Source organism: Paraburkholderia caffeinilytica (assembly GCF_051027425.1).
Classification (GTDB): domain Bacteria; phylum Pseudomonadota; class Gammaproteobacteria; order Burkholderiales; family Burkholderiaceae; genus Paraburkholderia; species Paraburkholderia caffeinilytica_A.
This window is the reverse complement of record NZ_CP186553.1, coordinates 388,886-410,414: the sequence shown is the minus strand read 5'-3', so window position 1 is coordinate 410,414 and position 21,529 is coordinate 388,886. Positions and strand designations below refer to the sequence as shown.

17 protein-coding genes are annotated in these 21,529 nt (G+C 57.6%); 12 read left to right on the top strand and 5 right to left on the bottom strand.

From position 1 onward, the window contains the following. Positions 1 to 19: 19 nt before the first annotated feature. The 5 genes from ACOSV0_RS22395 to ACOSV0_RS22375 are packed head-to-tail and all read right to left on the bottom strand — an operon-like array spanning position 20 to position 5,287. Positions 20 to 1,093, bottom strand: a complete 1,074-nt coding sequence (locus tag ACOSV0_RS22395; RefSeq protein ID WP_434116065.1) for an ImpA family type VI secretion system protein — start codon at positions 1,091 to 1,093, stop codon at positions 20 to 22. A 24-nt stretch (positions 1,094 to 1,117) separates the two neighbouring features. Beyond that, positions 1,118 to 2,170 (bottom strand): type VI secretion system baseplate subunit TssG, encoded by a 1,053-nt coding sequence (gene tssG, locus ACOSV0_RS22390; RefSeq protein WP_434113677.1) that lies wholly within the window; start codon positions 2,168 to 2,170, stop codon positions 1,118 to 1,120. Continuing rightward, the gene (gene tssF, locus ACOSV0_RS22385) at positions 2,167 to 4,056 is read right to left on the bottom strand and encodes a type VI secretion system baseplate subunit TssF (RefSeq protein WP_434113674.1); all 1,890 of its coding nucleotides are present in this window, start codon (positions 4,054 to 4,056) and stop codon (positions 2,167 to 2,169) included. Before tssF ends, tssG begins: the two co-directional genes overlap by 4 nt. A gap of 23 nt (positions 4,057 to 4,079) precedes the next feature. Beyond that, a complete protein-coding gene (locus ACOSV0_RS22380; protein ID WP_434113671.1) occupies positions 4,080 to 4,649 on the bottom strand; it encodes a type VI secretion system baseplate subunit TssE in 570 nt (189 codons plus the stop codon). Positions 4,650 to 4,663: 14 nt separating this feature from the next. Continuing rightward, on the bottom strand, positions 4,664 to 5,287 hold the full coding sequence (locus ACOSV0_RS22375) for a hypothetical protein (RefSeq protein ID WP_434113669.1): 624 nt from the start codon (positions 5,285 to 5,287) through the stop codon (positions 4,664 to 4,666). Between the two features lie 406 nt (positions 5,288 to 5,693). On the opposite strand from ACOSV0_RS22375, the gene tssH reads away from it, so the two are divergent. The 12 genes from tssH (at position 5,694) to tnpC (ending at position 21,474) form a co-directional block, all read left to right on the top strand. Next, positions 5,694 to 8,372 carry a type VI secretion system ATPase TssH gene (gene tssH, locus ACOSV0_RS22370; RefSeq protein ID WP_434113666.1) on the top strand — a complete coding sequence of 893 codons (2,679 nt, stop codon included), beginning with the start codon at positions 5,694 to 5,696 and terminating at the stop codon, positions 8,370 to 8,372. Positions 8,373 to 8,393: 21 nt separating this feature from the next. Beyond that, positions 8,394 to 8,987 carry a type VI secretion system contractile sheath small subunit gene (gene tssB / locus ACOSV0_RS22365; protein WP_434113663.1) on the top strand — a complete coding sequence of 198 codons (594 nt, stop codon included), beginning with the start codon at positions 8,394 to 8,396 and terminating at the stop codon, positions 8,985 to 8,987. Continuing rightward, positions 8,974 to 10,479: a type VI secretion system contractile sheath large subunit gene (gene tssC, locus ACOSV0_RS22360; RefSeq protein WP_434113661.1), complete on the top strand. Its 1,506-nt coding sequence runs from the start codon at positions 8,974 to 8,976 to the stop codon at positions 10,477 to 10,479. Before tssB ends, tssC begins: the two co-directional genes overlap by 14 nt. Before the next feature lie 86 nt (positions 10,480 to 10,565). After that, positions 10,566 to 11,093, top strand: a complete 528-nt coding sequence (locus tag ACOSV0_RS22355; RefSeq protein WP_434113658.1) for an Hcp family type VI secretion system effector — start codon at positions 10,566 to 10,568, stop codon at positions 11,091 to 11,093. Between the two features lie 61 nt (positions 11,094 to 11,154). Then, positions 11,155 to 11,700 (top strand): type VI secretion system lipoprotein TssJ, encoded by a 546-nt coding sequence (gene tssJ, locus ACOSV0_RS22350; RefSeq protein WP_434113656.1) that lies wholly within the window; start codon positions 11,155 to 11,157, stop codon positions 11,698 to 11,700. A gap of 36 nt (positions 11,701 to 11,736) precedes the next feature. Then, the gene (tssK, locus tag ACOSV0_RS22345; RefSeq protein WP_434113654.1) at positions 11,737 to 13,083 is read left to right on the top strand and encodes a type VI secretion system baseplate subunit TssK; all 1,347 of its coding nucleotides are present in this window, start codon (positions 11,737 to 11,739) and stop codon (positions 13,081 to 13,083) included. Between the two features lie 188 nt (positions 13,084 to 13,271). Next, entirely contained in the window at positions 13,272 to 14,480 is a 1,209-nt protein-coding gene (gene icmH, locus ACOSV0_RS22340; protein WP_434113652.1) for a type IVB secretion system protein IcmH/DotU, read from the top strand. Between the two features lie 26 nt (positions 14,481 to 14,506). After that, on the top strand, positions 14,507 to 18,430 hold the full coding sequence (gene tssM, locus ACOSV0_RS22335) for a type VI secretion system membrane subunit TssM (RefSeq protein ID WP_434113650.1): 3,924 nt from the start codon (positions 14,507 to 14,509) through the stop codon (positions 18,428 to 18,430). Positions 18,431 to 18,655: 225 nt separating this feature from the next. Beyond that, positions 18,656 to 19,084 carry an IS66-like element accessory protein TnpA gene (gene tnpA / locus ACOSV0_RS22330; RefSeq protein ID WP_434113647.1) on the top strand — a complete coding sequence of 143 codons (429 nt, stop codon included), beginning with the start codon at positions 18,656 to 18,658 and terminating at the stop codon, positions 19,082 to 19,084. Positions 19,085 to 19,120: 36 nt separating this feature from the next. Beyond that, complete coding sequence (gene tnpA / locus ACOSV0_RS22325; protein ID WP_434107977.1) at positions 19,121 to 19,534, top strand: IS66-like element accessory protein TnpA; 414 nt, start codon at positions 19,121 to 19,123, stop codon at positions 19,532 to 19,534. Then, the gene (gene tnpB, locus ACOSV0_RS22320) at positions 19,531 to 19,875 is read left to right on the top strand and encodes an IS66 family insertion sequence element accessory protein TnpB (protein WP_434107978.1); all 345 of its coding nucleotides are present in this window, start codon (positions 19,531 to 19,533) and stop codon (positions 19,873 to 19,875) included. The genes tnpA (ACOSV0_RS22325) and tnpB overlap by 4 nt, the downstream gene beginning before the upstream one ends. A 30-nt stretch (positions 19,876 to 19,905) precedes the next feature. After that, positions 19,906 to 21,474, top strand: coding sequence for an IS66 family transposase (tnpC, locus tag ACOSV0_RS22315; RefSeq protein ID WP_434107979.1), 1,569 nt, complete (start codon positions 19,906 to 19,908; stop codon positions 21,472 to 21,474). Positions 21,475 to 21,529: the final 55 nt, after the last annotated feature.

Genomic DNA, 21,529 nt, shown 5'->3' with positions numbered 1-21,529 from the left:
CTACGCGATCACCCAGTCGTTAACTTAACGATAAATCAGACTTTTCCGTCAGACGCAAAAGTAACTCTGGCGGAATCAGATCAATCAGTTCCACATAGGATTTTCCGATGCATTGCTGCGCGTAACGGAGTAACAAAACAACCGGACTACCCGGTTCGTGATGCGCGAACCACGCACGAACCTCCTCAATCTGCCGACCTGCCGCGTCCCGATCACTCAACTGCATGGCGTCATCGCCGCGCGACCTGATCCGTGTTTGGGCTTGATCGCGGTTGCCCGGCGTGTAAGCGTCCGCCCGTCCATCGGCCATCGCGCCCCTATCCGGTTCCTGCTGCGCCATATTTTCGCCAGATGTGCAGATGCCGTCGAGCCAATTCAGTATGCGCACGAGGGGCAACAAGTTTGGCCCGTCTGCTCCCAGTTGCACATCTGCCCACGCTTCAATCGCGGTAAGTGCTGTTGTCGCCTGCCTGATGGCGCTGACAAACTGCGGCCGCCGGGGAGGTAACTCATCCAGATACTGCCTGACCGTCTCAATCGACGGCCCGTCACCTGCATCCGGTTGTGTGAAGGCGAACTCAATGTCCCGCACCTGCACCCGTGCAGCCGCGCTCTCCATCAAGTCAACCTGTCGCAGATCACCCAGCAATCCGTCGGGATCGACCAGCGCTTCCAGCGAGTTTCGGCGAATCTCCCTGGAGAGGCTGGGGTCCGTATCCGCATCAACGCGCGGATGAATGTCGGTGGGGAAAAGTTTAAGCCACCCGGCCAGCACGCACAGCGATTCGGCAAACCCCATCAACCCCGCCAGGTGTGTGCGACCTCGTGCGAACAGTACCGCAAGGCGGATATCCCTGCTGCGCTCCATCAATCGACTGCAATCGCGGTCAATTTCACTCCAGCTCACCGGCTCCGGCATGCCAACAAACTCACCATACTGCGCCTCCAGCCGTGGCTCCACTCTCGCACATAACAGGACAAATTCTGGGTCATATTCCAAGTCCTGCCCACATGGTAAGGTATCACTGACCGGGCTCATCCACTTTGACACTATCGGTAGCATCTGTACCGGTGTGTCCAATCTGCTTTTCATCGCGTTCAAGAGAGATACCTCCGGTCAACAAACGCTTGGAGTAACATAAAGTTCAGGCTCGAAGCACAGGGAACTGGCCAATTCGCCGGCGCAGCAGTCTCCAAGCCAGCTTGACCAGCCCAGACATTGAGCATCACTCAGAATAGTGGCGGGTGCGTCTTCCGCACGAATCTGCAATTCCAGCTCCCACACGAACTCGTATCCCACAAATGTGCGAACCCACTCCACGAGCGCGGGAAGAAACACGCCACCGGGAATAAAACTCAGATAGGCCTGCAGATCGAGTGGTCCCAATACGATCCGAAACCGGTGCTGCCTGTCCGCGACAGACTCACCCAGCATGGCGCCACGGCCCATAATTGACGCATCGCCTGCGGCAGAAAGGTTTCCGCGCTCAGTCGACTCCAGTTCGATCCAGCGAAATACATGCTCGTGTACTTGCACCGGCACGTTGAAATAGTGACTGAGCATCGCACGTAATCCCTCTGGATTACGTGCATGGCGTACAAGATGCGACGCGGCAGCCAGCCGCGCATGACGCGGCAATGGGCTACTATCCATCCCCAGCAGGTCGTGTCCGATCAGGCTGGCAATGTAGAATGAGAAATGTTCGTTGGCGACACGATCAAGCCCAACTGTCGCTTCGGCGGATGCCCAGGCCCGATAGAATAGCGAGAGATATCGATGGTGGAACATGTCCAGAAAATCTGTCAGCGTCGTATCGCCTTCCTGCCTGAGCCGGTTGTAAGCGATCTCCGTTACATGGAACGGCAACGCGCCATGTGGCCCGAACATCCCCAACCCCTTCAGACTCACCCGTAGCCGCCCCTGCTCGTATGTAATGCCAGCCAGCTCGCTGGACGCGAACTCGAGGCCGGGCTGCTGCCCCAACCTGACAGGTTCGTGCGGTCGCTCAGCGTAACCGAGCGACTCGTGGGCCATGCATGCGTCCATGCGCCTGAGCAATGCCAGAAATCCGTACTCCCATGGATTGGCACATACCTGATCAATCCATTTTTCATCGGACTCGCGTTTGTCTTGCCTCACGGATACCTTTGCGTGCTGGAACTGCGTCATATCACACCTCGGGTGCCTTGCCGCACTGGCCAACGTGCAATCAGTCCGCGTTGCTCCGAGTGCAACTCCGTTTGCGTAAAGCAATTAATCGATACATGGCGCGCGAGCCAACGTTCCATGACAAACCCGAACAGATAGGGACTGCCTCCCGAGAAACCGGATTCGTCAATCGTCAGGCAACACTCGATGCCCCGCCCGAACATAAGTGGACCATCGCCAGGGAGCTTGCGCGTCACAGATCGGGTACTGACCGCAATCAAACTGGCGATCTGACGCTCAATGCGAGAATCATGACCCGGCTGAAAGAGCCTGAGCATCTCTCTTAACCCGGCACCTGTACCGTTCTCATCCATCTGATCGAGAGGTAAATGATTGAAATCGAGTTGCCGGATCAGCCTCCATGACGCCTCTCCTTGTGCATACGGTGCCAACGGGGCGGTCGGTCCATGCACAAACACGATACGCTCCACGGGAGCCGAACATGTAGTCGACAGATCGCCCACGCCTTGCCGCCGGACAAACAGTGGCAGGTCCCGGTTCGTGACCAGCGCATCAGCGCAAAGGTACCGGATATCCTCGGCATAGGGAGCATCGTACTGGTCAACCAAGGACACAAAGGTTTCCGTGCCAACATAGGGTGTGCGCGGCCCCCCCCGTCTCGCAGACTCAGACAACAGGCGAGGCTCGCGCCTGAGCGAAAAGTACCGCCCGTAGTCACCCCCATCGCGTGCCACAGTCTCAAACAGGGGGCGAAACTCCAACTCGCCAGCACCGTCGGCGCGTTGCGCCGATACGGTACGCACCGAATGAATCTCATAGTCAAGCGGTGCCAGCCGGGCGGGCACCAGGTGAAATTCCTCCTGCGAGTGCGGCGTTTCCAGACGATCAGTGCGTCGTGGAAAGAGATTGATAACCGGTGTGCAGAATAGCGCAAAGTTCGATGCATCTACACGAGCAGCCAATTCATCAATCGGCCTGTCCAGCAGCACGATGATCTCGCACTCCGTGCTGCTGATCTGCCTGATCCCTGGCCCAAGTCCGGTGAGGGTAAAAAAGAGAAACCGTCCGGGACAGGCAAAGAATTCATGCAACAGATTATGGCCATGAAACCCGGCAGCGCGCAGCGGCAGCAGTGCCTGGTCCGGCTCGAACCCCTCGTGCACTACTGTCTGCCCCTCCACAGTGTGCACAATTGCCGACGCCTCGCCAGACTGACGGGGTGCGTATATGACGGACCCAACGCTTGCAGTATGCAACAGTTCAAAAAGTTGCGAGCCCAGCGTTTCGTCCCCCATCAGATACACAGGCAGTCGCTCCAGCGTGGCTATCTCGTCAAGCCGTGTCGCGTTAATGCTGCGCAAGCGCAACCGAAGTGCTCCGCGTATCCTGGCCACCTGCGGAACATGGCGTGCCAGATCTGGCAGATCATGGAGCATGCCACTCAGACGGGCTTCACTGATTTCCAGCGGCCAGACTGTGACAGGTTGACTGCTGCGGAACTGACATGCTGTTCTGCCGTTGTCCGCCACGTCCGTCAGGAATGCTGTGTCACGCTCCAGCGTGAAGCCCCCCGCCAGATTGCCTTCGCTAGCACTGGGATAAAGACGCACCACGCCCATCGACGGTGTTGGCGCAAGATAGTTAGGGTACAACGCCTCAAGCAACTGGCTGGTGAATCGAGGAAACTGTGCGTCAAGCTTAATGCGCGTGCGTGCGGTGAGGAAGCAGAATGATTCGATCAGACGTTCCACATAAGGATCATCAATTTCGTCACGACGCATGCCAAGGCGCGCCGCCACCTTTGGATGGGACTGCGCGAACTCATCTGCCAGTTCACGCATGTAGGCAAGTTCCTGATTGTAATAGTCGAGTAGTTGCGGATCCATGCTATTCCTGTTGCCGGGGTCAGTCAGACTTCGCTAGTCCGCGGATCCTCAAAGCGGATTTTCCCGGTCTCGATGCTGATCACACTGTGTGCCCGAAATTCCAGAGGATACGTCGGTGTACGGATCAATCCGCTCACCTCGAAGATAATCACATTGTAATTTCCCAATTCACTCTCGTCTTGCATTGGAATAATTTCGAGTGTATTTGGCATCAACCTTGGTTCAAACTCGACAATGGCCCGCCGGATAACATGCTCGATCTCCGGCCAGCCCCTGGATGCCGCGAACACCCCCGCCAGAGACGGAACGCCGTAGTTAAGGCTTGAACTCCCCGCATAAGCAAAGCGGGCACGATCAATATTCCTGTCCAGATTCGTTGCATTCAGTAAAAATGTGAGATCCCGCATGATGATGTCCCGTAGCCGCGTTCCACCCACCCGATATTCGCTGGGTGCCCCACATGCAGACACACTGACCGCTGCATCTTCACGCAACCGGTCAATAAGCGTGGGTATTGCCCGTGTATCGCCAATTCGTCCCACCTGACCACTTACGACATGAGGGGCGTTGCGGATATCCCTTGAATTTCGCATCGAATAACCTCCGTCTATCGACGCCGCGCAGGCAGATCGACGAGCATCGGCCCGTCGACAGATGGCGTCAGATGTCCTTGCTGTACCAGATTGACAACCCCAACGGTTGGCCATACTAGCGGCTGCCAGTGCACCGGCCTTTCGGGCGCAAAGATCTCCAGAATTTCCCCCGCCGTCTCGACTTTTTCGATATGAAAAATAGCTTCATCAAACAGACCGAGCACATTACAGCCTCGCAATGCATGGTCGTCTAGCGATATCGAGCCAGGCGAACAGACCTCGTTATGATCGGATGAGACGCTATGCCATTTTCTCTCAAGCGATACGCCAGGAAAATCCTCCAATGCCTGCCAGTACTGAGCATTAAGATCTGCCACCAAAGTCTCTGCGTTGAGTGCGAGTGGCGAATCAGATATCCCATCACGATCTGGAAGCGGCTGGCGGGCCGCATGACGAAAACGGTCGGCCTCTGCATTAACCACAGCATCGTGCATTGCTGGCCGCGGCGATACTTCTCGCTGCCCAATGGCACTTTTCACAACGTCACAAGGTGCCACCCCAGCACGGTCACAAGGCAACCTTTCATCAGGGCTTGACAACCATTGCGAGAAAACTCTCAAGATCATGATGGTCAGCATTCCTATATCAAAATACGAAATGAGAATCAGAGGCGATGCTATCCCATAGTCATGCGGTATTTGTGCGTCACGATGACACGCACTCCATCTCATCTGCCGCCGTCACACTGTGCGCTTGACACCGAGCAAGCATCGCCTTTTGAGATAACCAACGAGGTTCAACAGACTTGAACATATCATCGATGTCTTTTACGATTCAGCCACCGTTCAGTCTGCGTCGCACACCCTGATCAACCGTCTGAAACTGCATGAGACGAACCAGAATCATCTCGCCTGTTTTGTCATGCTAATTATTTTTGGTACGCCACTGAGGATGCTGCATGCAAAACCAGTTCGCGCATGAATTTACTTCATCTCAACGTTCACGCCCTCTATGCCACCCGCTATGCTTCAGGGGCTCAATCAGATGACCATCTCAAGAGAAACATTGTTCGGAAAGCTCGGAAAAACGCCGTACGCCAGCATCGAGTCTGCCGTTGAATTGTGCAGAGCCCGGGGAAACCCATATATCGAAATCGCACACTGGTTGCTTCAAATGCTGCAGGTTACGCGCTCCGACCTGATCGAAATAATCCGTTATGCAGAGCTTGACTATACGCGCGTCGATCGAGAGTTACGCAATTCCATTGACAGGTTCCCGCGTGGCTCAGCCTCTGTTCAAGATTTTTCCTGGGATATTGAACTAGTCATTGAGCGCGCATGGGTTATTGCTACGCTATCGCATCAGGACACCCGCATCCGGGGTGCGTGGTTGATCTGTGCTCTAACCAGCACGCCCGAACTATCTCGCGTGCTACGCGCTGTCAGCCCGACACTCTCCAGACTCTGCGACACCGATCTGGACAGTGCAGTTGTGAACTGGATCAGCCAGTCCAATGAGACCAGCGAGCACGCCAACGACGGCAGCGGTCAGCCTGACAAAAAACTGAATCTCAATCTGCTGTCCCCTGAGCCAGCATGGCAAACCACCATCGACCAATACTGCGTGGATCTCACCGAGCAGGCTCGCCTTGGAAAGATCGATCCGGTCATCGGTCGTCAGATCGATATTCGCGCACTAACGGATGTGCTGCTTCGCCGCAAGCAGAACAACCCATTGCTCACCGGTGAGGCCGGTGTAGGCAAAACTGCCATCGTCGAAGGGCTAGCCTTGGCCATTGCGTCCGGTCGTATCCCTGAGGCGCTCGCTCACGCGAGTCTGATGAGTCTGGATGTAGGTGCACTGATCGCCGGTGCAGGCATGAAAGGCGAATTCGAGGCTCGCCTGAAGGCTGTCATCGAAGCCATCACGTGTTCTGATACCCCGGTGATCCTGTTTATCGATGAGATCCATACGCTCATTGGAGCCGGCGGGCAAGCCGGTACCGGCGATGCAGCAAATCTGCTCAAGCCCGCTCTCGCCCGCGGAACGCTTCGCACCATTGGCGCCACCACGTGGTCTGAATACAAACGCTACATCGAAAAGGATCCTGCGCTTACTCGCCGCTTTCAGATGCTTCAGATCCGCGAGCCATCTGAGTCCGTTGCCGTCGACATGGTTCGCTCGCTTGCCTCTCGATTTGGCGAACACCACGGCGTAACCATCCGGGACGAAGCGATTCATGCGGCGGTTAAACTATCTCATCGCTATATCCCTTCACGCCAGTTACCCGACAAAGCCATCAGCCTGCTTGATACGGCCTGCGCGAGGGTGGCCCTGTCGCTGAAGGCTGAGCCAACCGAACTGGCCATCGGGCGCGAGCAACTCACGTCTGCACGTACCACACGGGATTTGCTGGAACAGCATCTATGTCTGGGCTTTGACGTTACTGAATCACTTGACCAGGCCCATGCGCGGGTCACGATACTTGAAGGGCGGTGCGGCGAAATAGAAACCTCCTGGCGCCAGCAGCGCCAGCAAGCGCAAATTCTGCTGGCACAACGTGAGCGCGTGCTGCGCGCTCTGCCGCAAGGGAATTGTACAGAGGAGACGCCAGAAGCATCTGGCGCGCAGGTATCCGATAACACACTGGTGCTCACCGAAGTAGACGAAACCGTAGTTGCACAGGTGGTATCTGACCTGACCGGAGTGCCAGCAGGACGCCTCACCAGCAACGAAATTGACCGGGTTCGCACACTCGCCCAGACGCTAGCGGCACGTGTCATCGGGCAGAACGCCGCACTGGATCAGATTAGCGAAAAAATTCGCACTGCCCGTGCGGGACTTGGCGCACCAGACAAACCAGCAGGTGTATTTCTCCTCGTTGGCCCATCTGGTGTTGGCAAAACCGAAACTGCGTTGGCACTCGCCGAGGCATTGTATGGCGGAGACCAGAATCTGGTTGTCGTGAACATGAGCGAATACCAGGAGGCCCACTCGGTGTCGGGCCTCAAAGGCGCCCCCCCTGGGTATGTCGGCTTTGGAGAAGGAGGGGTACTGACGGAAGCTGTACGACGCCAGCCTTGGAGTGTTGTGCTACTCGACGAGATCGACAAGGCTCATCGTGATGTATGGGAAATCTTCTACCAGGTTTTCGACAAAGGTTACATGGAAGATGCAGACGGCCGGTATATCGATTTCCGCCACACCGTCATCCTGATGGCCAGCAATGTGGGCGCGTCCGTCCTCACGCACGCCAGAGGCGACGCCGATGACATACCGCAGAGTGCGTTACATCACGAGCTCAGGCAGGTCTTTGATGTCGCATTTCTCGGCCGCGTAACCGTTGTCCCCTATCACAGCCTGTTACCGGAGGCACTGGTGAGCATAGCCCAGTTGCATCTGCATCAAATAGGCACGCGCCTGCTTGAGAAACACGGCATCAAGCTGTGCGTCGACGACGGACTGGCTGACTATATTGCCGCGCACTCGCTCACCGGTCCCAATGGGGCTCGCGAAATAACCAGCTTTATCGAACAGCAGATTCTGCCGCAGCTATCGATATTGTGGCTCGACGCGCAGGCAGCACGCCAGCCACTTGAGCGGATTTCTATCACGGTCGTGGACGCCAGCCAGCCTCCTGCGCACGCCTTGAGCATTTATGTCACAGAACGCGCCACGGTGTCACCATCACTGAACATCGAGCATCCCCCCCTCGTATCCTGATATCGCCGGAGGAACCCTACTATGTCTGACAGCAGGAACTCACAGAAATTTATCGCGCGCAACCGAGCGCCACGAGTACAGATCGAATACGACGTGGAAGTCTATGGTTCGGAGAGGAAGGTTGAACTGCCTTTTGTTATGGGTGTTATGGCTGATCTGTCCGGACAGCAAACCGCTGAACGAATCGCGCCCGACACACGACGTTTTCTTGAGATTGATATCGACAACTTCGATGAGCGAATGATGGCCGTCGCGCCACGTGCGGCCTTTACCGTACGGAACACCATGACTGGTGAAGGCCAGTTGCCCGTGGACATGACCTTCGAGCGCATGGAGGATTTTTCGCCTGCGGCCATCGCCAGCAAGGTTCCGCCGCTTGCGAAACTGCTCGAAGCGCGTACCCAGTTAGCCAATCTGCTCACCTACATGGACGGCAAGGCCGGAGCCGAAGCGTTGGTCCATCAGTTGCTTAAAGACCCTGCGTTGCTCAGCACACTCGCCGCCGCACCAGAGACGGGTATATCGGCAGAAGCAGATGCCGCAGACGAATGGCACACCAATCCGCCGGATGACAACAAGCAGCCTAATCAGGAAACGGACCATGTCCAGCGCTGAAGCTCACCTGCCCCCTGTCGAGAATACTGTTCCCGCATACGCACCCTCGGAGTTCGAGCGGTTACTTGCGCATGAATTCCGCCCCAGGACAGAGCAGGCACGCTCAGCCGTTGAGCAGGCTGTGCAGACATTGGCTCAACAGGCGCTTGCTCAAAGCGTGGTCGTCGGCGGCGACGCGTATCAGAACATCGCGAGCATCATTGCCAGCATTGATGCCAGACTTTCTGAACAAATCAACGAAATTCTTCATCATAAACGGTATCAGAAGCTGGAGTCGGCGTGGCGTGGCCTCCATCACCTTGTATCCAATACGGAAACGGATGAACATCTGAAAATCCGGTTTCTCGATATTTCAAAAGACGAACTGCGACGCACGCTGCGACGCTACAAGGGCTATGCCTGGGATCAAAGCCCCCTGTTCAAGCAGATTTACGAAGAAGAGTATGGCCAGCTTGGCGGAGAACCTTACGGGTGTCTGATCGGCGATTATTATTTCGATCACACTCCAGCCGATGTCGACCTGCTTGGCTGTATCGGCAAGGTTGCCGCAGCGGCCCATGCGCCGTTCATTGCAGGCGCGGCCCCATCGGTGCTGCAAATGGAATCCTGGCAGGAACTGGCCAACCCGCGCGATTTGACCAGACTGTTCACGCAGAATCTGGAATACGCGACTTGGAATGCCATGCGAAGCACGGACGACTCGCGTTATGTCGGCTTGGTCATGCCTCGCTTCCTGGGCCGGTTGCCATATGGTATCCGCACCAACCCTGTCGACGAATTCGATTTCGAGGAAGTCACGAGTGGTTCTGATCACCAGCGCTACACATGGGTCAACGCCGCCTATGCCATGGGCGTCAACATCAATCGGTCGTTCAAGCTATATGGGTGGTGCTCATTGATCCGGGGGGTGGAATCGGGAGGCACGGTTGAAAACCTGCCCTGCCACACCTTTCCGACTGACGACGGCGGTGTGGACATGAAGTGTCCCACCGAGATCGCCATATCAGATCGCCGCGAAGCTGAACTCGCTAAAAATGGACTGATCCCGCTCGTCCATCGTAAAAACACCAACGACGCCACGTTCATTGGTGCCCCCTCGTTACACAGACCTGCCGAGTATCTTGACGCAGACGCGACCGCCAATGCCGCGCTCTCGGCACGGCTGCCCTATCTGTTTGCCTGCTCCCGTTTTGCCCATTACCTGAAATGTATCGTACGCGACAAAATCGGAACCTTCCAGGAGCGCGAGGACATGCAACGATGGCTGAACCAGTGGATCATGCACTATGTCGACGGAGATCCTGCCAACTCATCGCAAAAGACAAAAGCACGCCGTCCACTGGCTGCGGCCGAAGTGCAGATAGAAGACATTGAAGGCAACCCCGGCTACTACCGTGCCAAGGTCTTTCTACGCCCCCATTTTCAACTTGAAGGCTTGACCGTCTCGCTCAGACTGGTTGCACGACTGCCTTCGATCCGCAAGACAGGCTAGCAGCGTCGCAGACCCGGCTGTGTTACACCGGCAACCGTTTCCGGGCGGCAAACTGCCGCATAGTTATCAACCACATAGGAGTATTTATGGAACAAGTGAACGAAGGAACCCGCCGCCCCCTCACCAATCAGTCCAGCCAGGATATTTTCCTGAAACTTGAGGGGATCCAGGGTGAATCAAAGGACCACACTCACCGCGAAAAAATCGAGGTGCTCAGTTGGCGCTGGAAAATGTCCCAGGATTCATCCATGCACGTCGGCTCCGGGGGCGGCATTGGCAAAGCAACTGTTTACGACCTCGAAGTCGAGCATTACGTCGACCGCGCAAGCCCTACGCTCATGATCTGCAGTTTGACGGGCAAGCATATAAAGCAAGCGACTCTTGTCATGCGCAAAGCGGGAGGGTCACCGCACGAATATTCAAAGATCGTCATGGACGACGTGCTGATCACCGGCGTGCAAATGTCCTGCAACAGGACGGGAACCAACATCGTTGAAACATTTGGACTGTCCTTCGCCAAAGTCAGGCAGGAATACAACATCCAGCGCGCAGACGGCGGCAGCGAAGGTGTCGTGTCAGCCGGCTTTGACATCAAGGGCAACGCGCAACTCTAATCTCTTCACCTCAAAGGTTCTGTTGGACATCAAGTGGTGCCCAACAGGCCGTACTTTCCCTATGCGCCCGCCTTCCTCTGCGTTCCCCTACATCATGCACGACCTGAGGCTATTCGCCCGAATCATCGCCGTAGCGGCCAGCCTGGGTTGGCTTGTCGCTTGCACCGACACGCTACCCGAACCTCGCGAGCCCACTCACATTGTCCTGCACGTAAAGGCATCCCCATCGGTAAATCCGGATACGCATGACCGACCTGCACCGATTGTCATGCGACTCTATGAGTTAAAGTCAGATATGGCATTCAGCTCTGCCGATTTCTTTTCGATTCAGGACAAGGATCATTCTGTACTTGCGAATGATCTCCTCACGCGCGACGAATGGCTGCTACGCCCCGGGGAAGAGCGCACGATTGAGCGCGTCGTCAACCGCGCCACAACCAGTCTCGGATTCACAGCAGCCTATCGCAGTCTGTCTTCCTCGACATGGCGAGCCGTTACTCCTTTACCCGAAACACCGGCGCAGGCGTGGTATCACAGCCCTGCAGATATCGTGCTCGTCGTCGAACTAGGTCAGAACGCCATCCAGGTGCGGGCAGTCAGTCCGTGATGGAGTCCGCCCACCGCATCACGGGAGTCATATCGAATGAGTTGGAACAACAAAGTAGTCTGGAGCGAAGGGCTGTTCTTGCGCCCACAACTATTCCAGCAACAAGAGCGCTATCTGGAGCGGTACGTTCATACTCGCGCACTCGCCCTTTCTCCGTTTTTCTTTGGACTGAGTCAATACAGGATCGATACTGACGCACTGGCCATCGGCAAAATTATTCTCAGTTCTGCCAGCGGTGTCTTCCCTGACGGCACACCCTTCGATGCACCTGCCGATACGCCACCACCGCCACCACTGGCCATCCGCTCAACACATCTGGATCAGGTCATTTATCTTGCCACGCCTGCGAGGATCCCTAACGTCGAAGAAACGACGTTCAGAGACGCGCCTGATTCGTGCGCACGCTATGCGGTATTCGAAGAGGAAGTACGGGATTCGAATTCGACCGGGCAAGGACCCAGACTCATCCAGCTCTCACGAATACGTCTGCGTCTGATCACGGAAGATGAACTGGGTGATAGCTGGCTCAGCCTGGCGCTCGCACGTATCAAGGCGATTCGCCCCGATAACATGGTCCAGCTGGACGATGCCCTGATTCCCCCGGTGACTGGCTACGGCGTCAGCCCGCTGCTCAACGCCTGGCTCGTACGTATCCATGAACTCACCGGCATGCGCGCCAATGCACTATCGGAGCGATTGACCGGCCCAGGCAGCCGGCTTGCAAAAACAGCGGAAGTCTCCGACTATCTCCTACTGCAGACACTGAACCGGTATGAACCTCGTCTGCGCCATCTCAGAACGGTACCCACCGCCAGCCCCGAATGGCTCTACGAGGTGCTCGTCGAAATGATGGGCGAACTGTCAACGTGGCTGCGTACCGATACTCGCCGGCCTATCGACACTTATCTGCCTTATCAGCACGGCACACCACATCTGTGCCTCAAACCCATTGTGGAGGATATCCAGCGCCTGCTCAATCTGGTCCTTGTCCGGAGCGCGCAGGCCATTACCTTGGTTGATCTCGGACACGGCATGCGTAACGCCGCGCTGGACCCTGCGGAAATAGCCGGATTCAGCACCCTGGTTTTTGCCATTCAAGCCGATATGGCTCCCGAGACACTCATGCAGCAATTTATCGTGCAAGCAAAGGCTGGACCTTCAGAGAAGCTGCCCGACCTGGTTCGCGGTCATCTGCCTGGCATCCCCCTGCAAATGCTTCCCGTGCCGCCCCGTCAGATCCCGTTCTCGGCCGGGCATCTGTATTTTGAGATCACCCGAGCTGGTCGCCTTTGGGACGAAGTCGCGCAACATGGCGGACTCGCACTGCATGTGGCAGGTGAATTTCCCGGCCTGAACCTGCAACTCTGGGGTATTCGCGCCTGACGGCGCGCCAAGCGCCAGTTGGCGTTCGGCAGGCAGTGTGCATCGGATTTTCCCTGCGATAGCTGCGGGCATACAGACAGCACGCACCGCCAATCTGCGCGGCACGCCTCAATCCACGTGGACCCATGGATCACTCGTCATCACCACTCTCTCCTGGCGCCGGCCCCTTATCAGAGCCAGATGCCCTCGTGAACAGCGTCGCACGCCTGACTTCCGCACAATTCAACGCGCGGCTGGCCGCCATATCAGATGCTGAAAACCCCTTACTGGAGGCTGCACGGCCATTGCTGCGTGCACTTGCCGATATGCCTATGCAACTGTCCGCTCCCACCATTGCCTTACTCCACCACCTCCTTGAACAGGAACTGATCAGCTTCCAGAAACTATGTGAGCATGCTCACATCCGCCGCGATCACGTAGTGGGTGCCCGCTATTGCCTATGTACTGCGCTGGACGAAGCCGCCATGCAAACCGAGTGGGGACGCAGCGAGGACACTGGCGTCGAATGGATTACCAACGGGTTAGCCACACGCTTTCACGAAGATCGGCACGGCGGCGACAAAATCTATCTGCTGGTTGGGCGACTACTGGGTGACGCCCGCGAGCATCTGAACCTGCTGGAGGTGATCTACCGTATTCTGAGCCTGGGATTCGAAGGCCGATATAGGTACGAGGTGAACGGCCATCGCAAACATGAATCGATCCGTCAGCGTCTGTATGACGAGATCGCTACGCAGCGTGGCACATCTGCCGCGCTGCTGCTGTCCGACGTGCCGCAACTGCCCGCAACACGGGAACGGACGCATGCCTGGCGCCCGATGTTGCTAGGCGGCATGCTCGCCATTCTCATCGTCTGTGCCTGTTTTGCCATGTACCGGTTCAGACTAACGACCCGAACCGCACAGCTACAGGCGCGCATTGCGGCCATCGACAACATCACGACCGTCGTGCGCATGCCTGCGCCCGTCTCCTCACTGCGGCTAAAGCAGCTGCTGGCCAACGAAATCACCGCAGGTATGCTCAGCGTCGACGAAGATGATCACCACAGCACCGTTACCTTCCACGGCGATGCCATGTTTGCGCCGGGCGCAATCGACATCCACGCAAACGTCCGCGCCGTGATTATTCGGGTTGGACAGGAAACGCTTAAAGTGCCCGGGCAAGTCACCGTTACGGGTTTCACCGACAGTCAACCCATCCGGACCCGCCGCTTCGCGTCCAACGACGCGCTTTCGCTCGCCCGCGCCGTCCAGGTCGCCCAGGTAATGCAATCAGCTAACGTACCACCCGCCAGGATAAAAACGATCGGCCTGGGCGCTGCACACCCCATCGGCGACAACAGTAACGCGCAGGGACGTGTCCTGAACCGCCGCGTCGACGTGACGATTACGTGGTAAATCACCCTGGCATTCCAACGTCCATCATGTACAAGCTCATCGCCCTTCTGCGTCCGCGCTATGCTCGCCTGCTGCTATTGACGATATGCTCACTGGTTAGCTGGTTTGGCGGCCCCCTGATCGGTTTCGGTGACACTGTGCCCCTCGCATCGCCCGTCGCACGTGGCGTGCTCGTCTCGGTCCTGTGCGCTGTCGTATTGCTTCCCAAAGGGCGCAGCATGATCATCACAACGCTCGTCGTCATGACGTGCATGGCGCTCTGGTACGTCCTGCCCATGATCACATTCAGGCATACCACGCCTCTTGCGTCCATACCCATCCGGCTTACCCTGATCGGCACGCTTCTGGTCCTCGGACTGAGCTACTGGCTTGTGCGCTATGGGTTGACGAGCGGGACTGTTCGGCGCTATCTGGAGCGCCTCGATGCAAAGCATGCCACCAGAGATACATCGCACGTCGATTTGTTCATCCAGCACGCCTTGACCCAAATCCGCGCACGCTATGCGAACCGGAACGGCAGGTCAGGATTCGCAACACGCCTTGTACATCGGCACCGACCGGTGCTTGCTGTGCCGTGGTATCTGCTGATCGGCGCAAGCGGTTCTGGAAGAAAGTCTGCCATCCGTGCGAGTGGACTGGATATGTCGGTCATTCAGCCTGCGCGCGCGCACAGCGGCCACGCACCGGCCCAATGGTGGCTCTCCGACACGGCAATTATTATCATCCCGCATGGATTCGACGCCCCCGCTGCGCACAGTGCCCCCCTAGAGGGTCAACAGGACGCAAACGATTCAGCGCATGCAGGGCCGGAAAGTATGGTCCCCCAGGAAGGCGGAACATCGTATGTGCACGGAGCGGTCCCGCACGCGCCGGACAGTGCGATGCGCGCACAATCACTCAACGATGCCGATGACGGCGTCATCGAACGGAAGGATTTTCTGAAGGCGTTGCACCGTATCCGGCCAGCGCCAGCCATCAACGGTGCCATTCTCATCGCCGACGTGACGCGCCTGGCGAACACCGAGGTTGGCACGCGTGCCGCGCAAGTGCAAGCCATGCGCATATGGCTAAACGAGATCCGGCGTACGCTCGATGTGCACTGTCCGATCTATATTCTTGTAACCCGGGTCGATATGCTCACGGGTTTCTCGCAATATTTCAGTTCACTGAACCAGGATGAGCGCAAGCAGCCATGGGGCATCGTATTGCCTCACGACGGTGACTTCCCCCAGGCACAGGCCATCCAGCAGTCCTGCCAGACGCAGTTACTGGATCTGGCTGCCGCCGTGGCCTCCGGGGTTAATGTTCGCCTCCGTGACGAATCCGATCTGACCAGGCGGCGTATGCTCGCCGCCTTTGCCGAAGAATTCAGTGCACTCATTGAACCGTTGCTCGATCTGACCGGAGAAATCCTTGCCGACAGCGACGCTCCGCACGTCTGTCCGCTGCTGCGCGGTATCTTTTTTTCCAGCGCCATGCAGAGTAATGACTCAATGCCGGTCCAGCGTGATGCACTCATCAATCAGTTGCACCGCCCACCTGCGCCTCGTCGGGTATTTGCTACTGTTCCAACTGAGCACTCCGGCTATTTTCTGCGCAACACACTGACAAAGATCATTACCGCGGAAGGGCATCTGGCACACCGCGCCTCTGTCGGGCACCGTCCCCTAAGTCGGCTCGCCCCGGCTCCATTGATATTGGTTCTGCTGCTCCTAGGCGCACTCGCGGTCGGTCAGTACCTGAGTTTCAGGAACAACGCAAACTATCTGGAAGCAGTTGCCGTGAAAACGGAAACCCTTCGCACCGACGTCTCGCGGACATTCGGGACGACTGAAACCGAGCAGATCCACCGGATACTGACGGCCACACTGGACCTCCCGCGCATTGCCACCCTGGATCCGCTTCATCCTGACCTGCTATGGCGTATGGGGCTATATACCGGGCAGAGCCTGGTCAGATCGGCCCACCGTACCTATGCGAGACTCTCAGAAAAGTTGCTACTACCCGCCATTGTCCGTCGTATTGAGCACGGACTATCGCTGGCACTCGAGCACGGCGATATCGAAAACACGTATAGCACCCTCCGTGTCTACCTGATGCTGTACGACCCGGCACACTTCGACCCCGATGAGGTACAAGCGTGGGTTGGCCAAAGTCAGACGCCGCTTGGATCCCAACTGCCTGTATTCGATCAGTCACTGGAATACCACGTACGCAGGCTGTTGGCTTCTCCTGTTCACCCAGCAAGTGCACGCAACGACAGACTTGTCGAACAGGCGCGCATCCTCCTGCGCGTAAAGGATCCTGTGCGGCGGCTTTATGAGCAGGCACGTGCCTCCATGGCACCTCATGCACCTGCGCCTTTTACGCTCGAACGTGTTGCCGGCCCTGATGCTTCCGGCTGGTTCTCCCGACATAGTCAGGCACCATTGTCAGATGGCGTGCCAGGTTTGTTTACGTATCGGGGATACTGGAGCGTATTTACCCGCGACCTGCCCGCTTTCGTTGAACGGCATCGTATCGATGAACGCTGGCTTCTGGGCGCATCGTCTGTGCTCTCCGACGAAAAGTCATCTACCGACACGGCGTCTACCGACAGACTGGTTGAATCCCTCCGCACCCTCTATCTGGACGAGTACGTCCAACAATGGGACGCATTTCTGGACGATATCCGACTGGCAAACACAACGGGCCTGCCAGCCCTGGTGCAACAGCTACGTGCGCTCAACACCCCCGAGCAGCCTCTTGAGCACCTGCTACATGCCGTTGTACATGAAACTACGCTCGCGGCAGGAATGCCAGAATCGCCGATGTCCGAGCCACATACGGAAGGTATCGCGACGCGCCATCCTGAACAGGAAATCGTCGACCGTCATTTTGCGGACTTGCGAAAACTGGATCCTCAGCCTGTCAGTCACACTGACACATCCCATACCAACACAGCAAGCTCGCGACCGGACGTCGCCATCAGTCTATCCATGCTGCTGTCCCAATGGCAGGACATATTGAATGCCGCGAATACGGCACTCAGTAACAATAGCATGCCCGCCGTAGATGAACGGCTTCAACTCCTCAGGTCCGCGCCGGAGACGCTTCCGGCCCCTCTCAGGAACATACTGTCTGAACTCGCTGTACGGGGTTCCCGCGAAATCAGCTTCGCAGCAGGCGCGCTACTTGCCCAGCAGGCGCACAATACGCTAGGCAATCGATGCGAACTCGCCGTCGGTGGCAACTATCCGTTCTCGCCAAACAGCCAACGTGATCTGCCATTTGAGGATTTCGCGAAAGTCTTCGCCTACGGTGGGCTGCTTGACGAAGTCTTCACCCGTACCCTCGCACCCTATGTCGATACGCTCTCACATCCTTGGAGGTACAAGTCCTTTGGGGCCACCGGTGTCACACTACCCGGCCCAGACCTTGAACCTTTCCAGCATGCGCGACTTATTCGTAACCTGTTCTTCTCGGACCAGAAGGCTCCGGCGTGGAATATCGAGCTTCAGGTACCAGAACTCGATCCGAACATCATAAGCCTTACGATGGACGTTGACGGACAGGAAACAGTCTATGCGCACGGCCCCGTTACACCATTTCACACCACATGGCCAGGTCCCCATGGCGGCGCTTATATGCATCTGATCGCACGTCTGGCGAATCAATCCGATTCGGTCACCGTTGCGGCGGACGGCCAATGGGCCCCCATGCGGGTGCTGCAGCAAGCTCGCGCAACCCGTCCGGGTACGCTAGGGCATATGCTCGCGACGTTCGTCGCTGACGGTCATGACGCCGTACTGGACATCTCCGGCCCCCTGACCTCCCGTGTATTGCAGACCTTCCGGTGCCCCACCTTCACTACCAATGTGATTTTCCCCAGCCTGCCAGATAGCGGTCCACCACCCGGTCTACCCCAAGCATGGACAACACCGGTAATGCCACCGCGCCATGATGAATGAAATGAATACGGGCAACACTCATGAAACGAGAGGAAGTGGACTTTCAGGAGAGTGGACGTCGCCACGACCGTGCCTCGGCATCTCACCCCTTCGCGACGTCAAGGGTCCGCTTCGTCAAGCTCCGCTTGCCCTTGGTAACCGTCCGACCCCGACCGTATAGACGCCTGATGAAGGCGAAGCCATGCTTTCCCGGGGCACAAATGTGACTGTGTCCACAAAGGAATCATGGACACAGTGACTGAATTCTCCGAAGTCAAAGCCGCCCGGAAGTATCGCCGGCGTAACGTAGACGAGAAACGCCAGATCGTCGAAGAGACGTTATCCAGTGGACGTTCGGTGGCGGAGATTGCACGCAGTCACGAATTGAACGCGAATCAACTGTTCGACTGGCGCAAGCAGTATCTGGATGGACGACTTGGCGTGAACGGTCGCGAATGCGCGTTGCTGCCGGTTACCGTGAATGAGACCGGTGACAGCGGCGTGGCCGAACCGGCAGCATCTACGCCTTCGGCACCGGCGCCCGGCAAGATACGCATCCAGTTGCCACGAGGCGAGATACACGTTGAAGGGAGCGTCAATCCCGACACGCTGCGCGTGGTGATCCAGTGCCTGAGCCGTAAGCGGCTCGCGCCGACCGTCGTAGGCGGTGACTGAGATAAACACCAAAGTAATGTCCATCATTCCAATTTGATGGGCACCACTTTGTCACAGTCTGAAGAGAAGAAGCCGGGTACCCGAGCGGGGCGCCCGAATTACGCCCGGGAGCTTCGTGATCGACTGGCGGCTGCGGCTTGCGAGCCTGGCGTTTCAGTCTCGAAACTGGCCCGCGAGAACGGCATCAATGCGAACATGCTGTTCACCTGGCGGCGGCGTTATCTGGCCGAGCAGCAAGCTCAGTCTGCAGGGCTCATTCCGGTTGTACTTGTAGACGACACGCGAGCGGAGGTCGGGGCATCATCTTCGGTTGAGCCACAAGCGCAGGACACGAGGCCTGCATTAGCTGCCGGCACGATCGAGATCCGGATCGGCCGTGCGGTGGTTAAGGTGGACGGTCTGGTCGATGCCGACATGTTGCGAATTGTGCTGGGTAGTCTGCGCTCATGATTTCCCTGCCGGCAGGCACGCGCATCTGGATCGCTGCGGGCGTGACCGATATGCGATGTGGGTTTCAGGGGCTGGCCGCGAAGGTGCAAACAGCGCTTGATGAGAATCCACTGGGCGGCAACGTCTACATCTTCCGGGGCCGCCGGGGTGACCTGGTGAAGATTCTTTGGGCAACGGAGGACGGAATCTGGCTTCTCGCGAAGCGCCTTGAACGAGGCCGTTTTATCTGGCCCCAAGCCGACGGTGGCAAGGTCCATCTGAGCTCTGCACAACTGTCGATGCTCCTCGAGGGCATCGACTGGAGACAGCCCCGTCGCACCGCCGCATTATCGATGTTGTAAACCGCGCGACAGACTCGTAAACTACGACGCATGTCGAACGGCGCCGATCTTCCTGACGATGTCGAACTCCTGAAGGCCTTGCTGGTCGAGGCCCGTAGTCTGCTTGCCGAGCGGGATGTCGAGATCGAGCAGCTCAAGGCCCAGATCGATAAGCTCAGGCGCATGCAGTTCGGTCGCAAGTCCGAGCAGTTGCAGCGGCAGATCGAGACGCTCGAGACTCAACTCGAGGATCTGGCCGCTGGGCGCGGCGTTGCGGATGTGCAGCGTGCGCAGGGCTGCGGCGCAAATGCATCCACCTCGACTGCGACGACGGACGCAGCGGCATCGAGGCAAGCGCTTCCCGCGCATTTGCCGCGCGAGGATCATGTACTTGAGCCCGAATCAAGTTGCCCGGACTGCGGTCAACCCATGCGGGTACTCGGCGAGGACGTGTCCGAACAACTCGCCCGGGTCGCAGCGGCGTTCAAGGTCATTCGCACGGTCCGGCGCAAACTGGTTTGCCCATGCTGCAGCACTATCACCCAGCCGCTGATGCCCGGCCTGCCGATCGAGCGGAGCATCGCCCATCCAAGCTTGCTGGCGGACATCCTCGTCTCGAAGTATGCAGACCACCAGCCGTTGTACCGGCAATCGGCGATCGCGGCGCGCGACGGCGTCATGCTCGATCGGGCCAGTATGGGCCGCTGGGTCGGCCAATGCGAGGCATTGTGCGCACCGCTAACAGAGGCGCTGCGCCGTTATACGGTGGCCGCCACCAAGCTGCACGCGGATGACACGCCGATCCCGGTGCTCTCACCGGGCAACAGGAAGACCCGGACCGGGCGGCTGTGGGTCTACGTGCGCGACGATCATCGCTCTGGTTCGACGCAACCGGCTTCGGTCTGGTTCGCATACTCGCCGAACAGACAGGGCATCCACCCTCAAACCCATCTCGCCAGCTTCAAGGGGATCCTGCAAGCAGACGCTTACGCAGGCTTCGACGAGCTGTTCCGCGACGGCTCGATACGCGAGGCGGCATGCCATGCCCACGCCAGGAGAAAGTTCTACGACATCCATGTGCGAACGCCGTCCGACACGACGCAAAAGGCGCTCGAATATATAGGCGGTCTCTATGACATCGAGGCATCCATTCGCGGCAAGCCTGCGGCCGAACGGCTGCGAATACGCCAGGAGAAAGCCAGACCCCTGCTTCAAATCTACGAAGCGTGGCTCAGGGCAAAGCTCGAAACGTTGTCTTCGAAGTCCGATACAGCCAAGGCGATCAACTACTCGCTGAACCAGTGGAGCGCACTGACACTGTATTGCGAAGACGGTACGCTCGAGATCGACAACAACATCGCGGAGAACGCGCTGCGTTGCGTGAGCCTGGGCCGGAAGAATTTCCTGTTCGCCGGTTCCGACAGCGGCGGTGAACGGGCAGCCGCAATGTACGCGCTGATCGGCACTTGCGCACTGAACGGCATCGATCCGCGCGCCTATCTGGACTACGTGCTAACGCACATCGCTGATCACAAGATCAATCGCATCGACGAGCTTCTACCGTGGCGCGTGGCCGACAAGCTGCACACACCTGGCAGCCCGCCGACTTCCCCTACCTGACCGGGCAACTCCGAATCACCATCATCCCTTACGTGCACGCGCGTGGACGAATGGC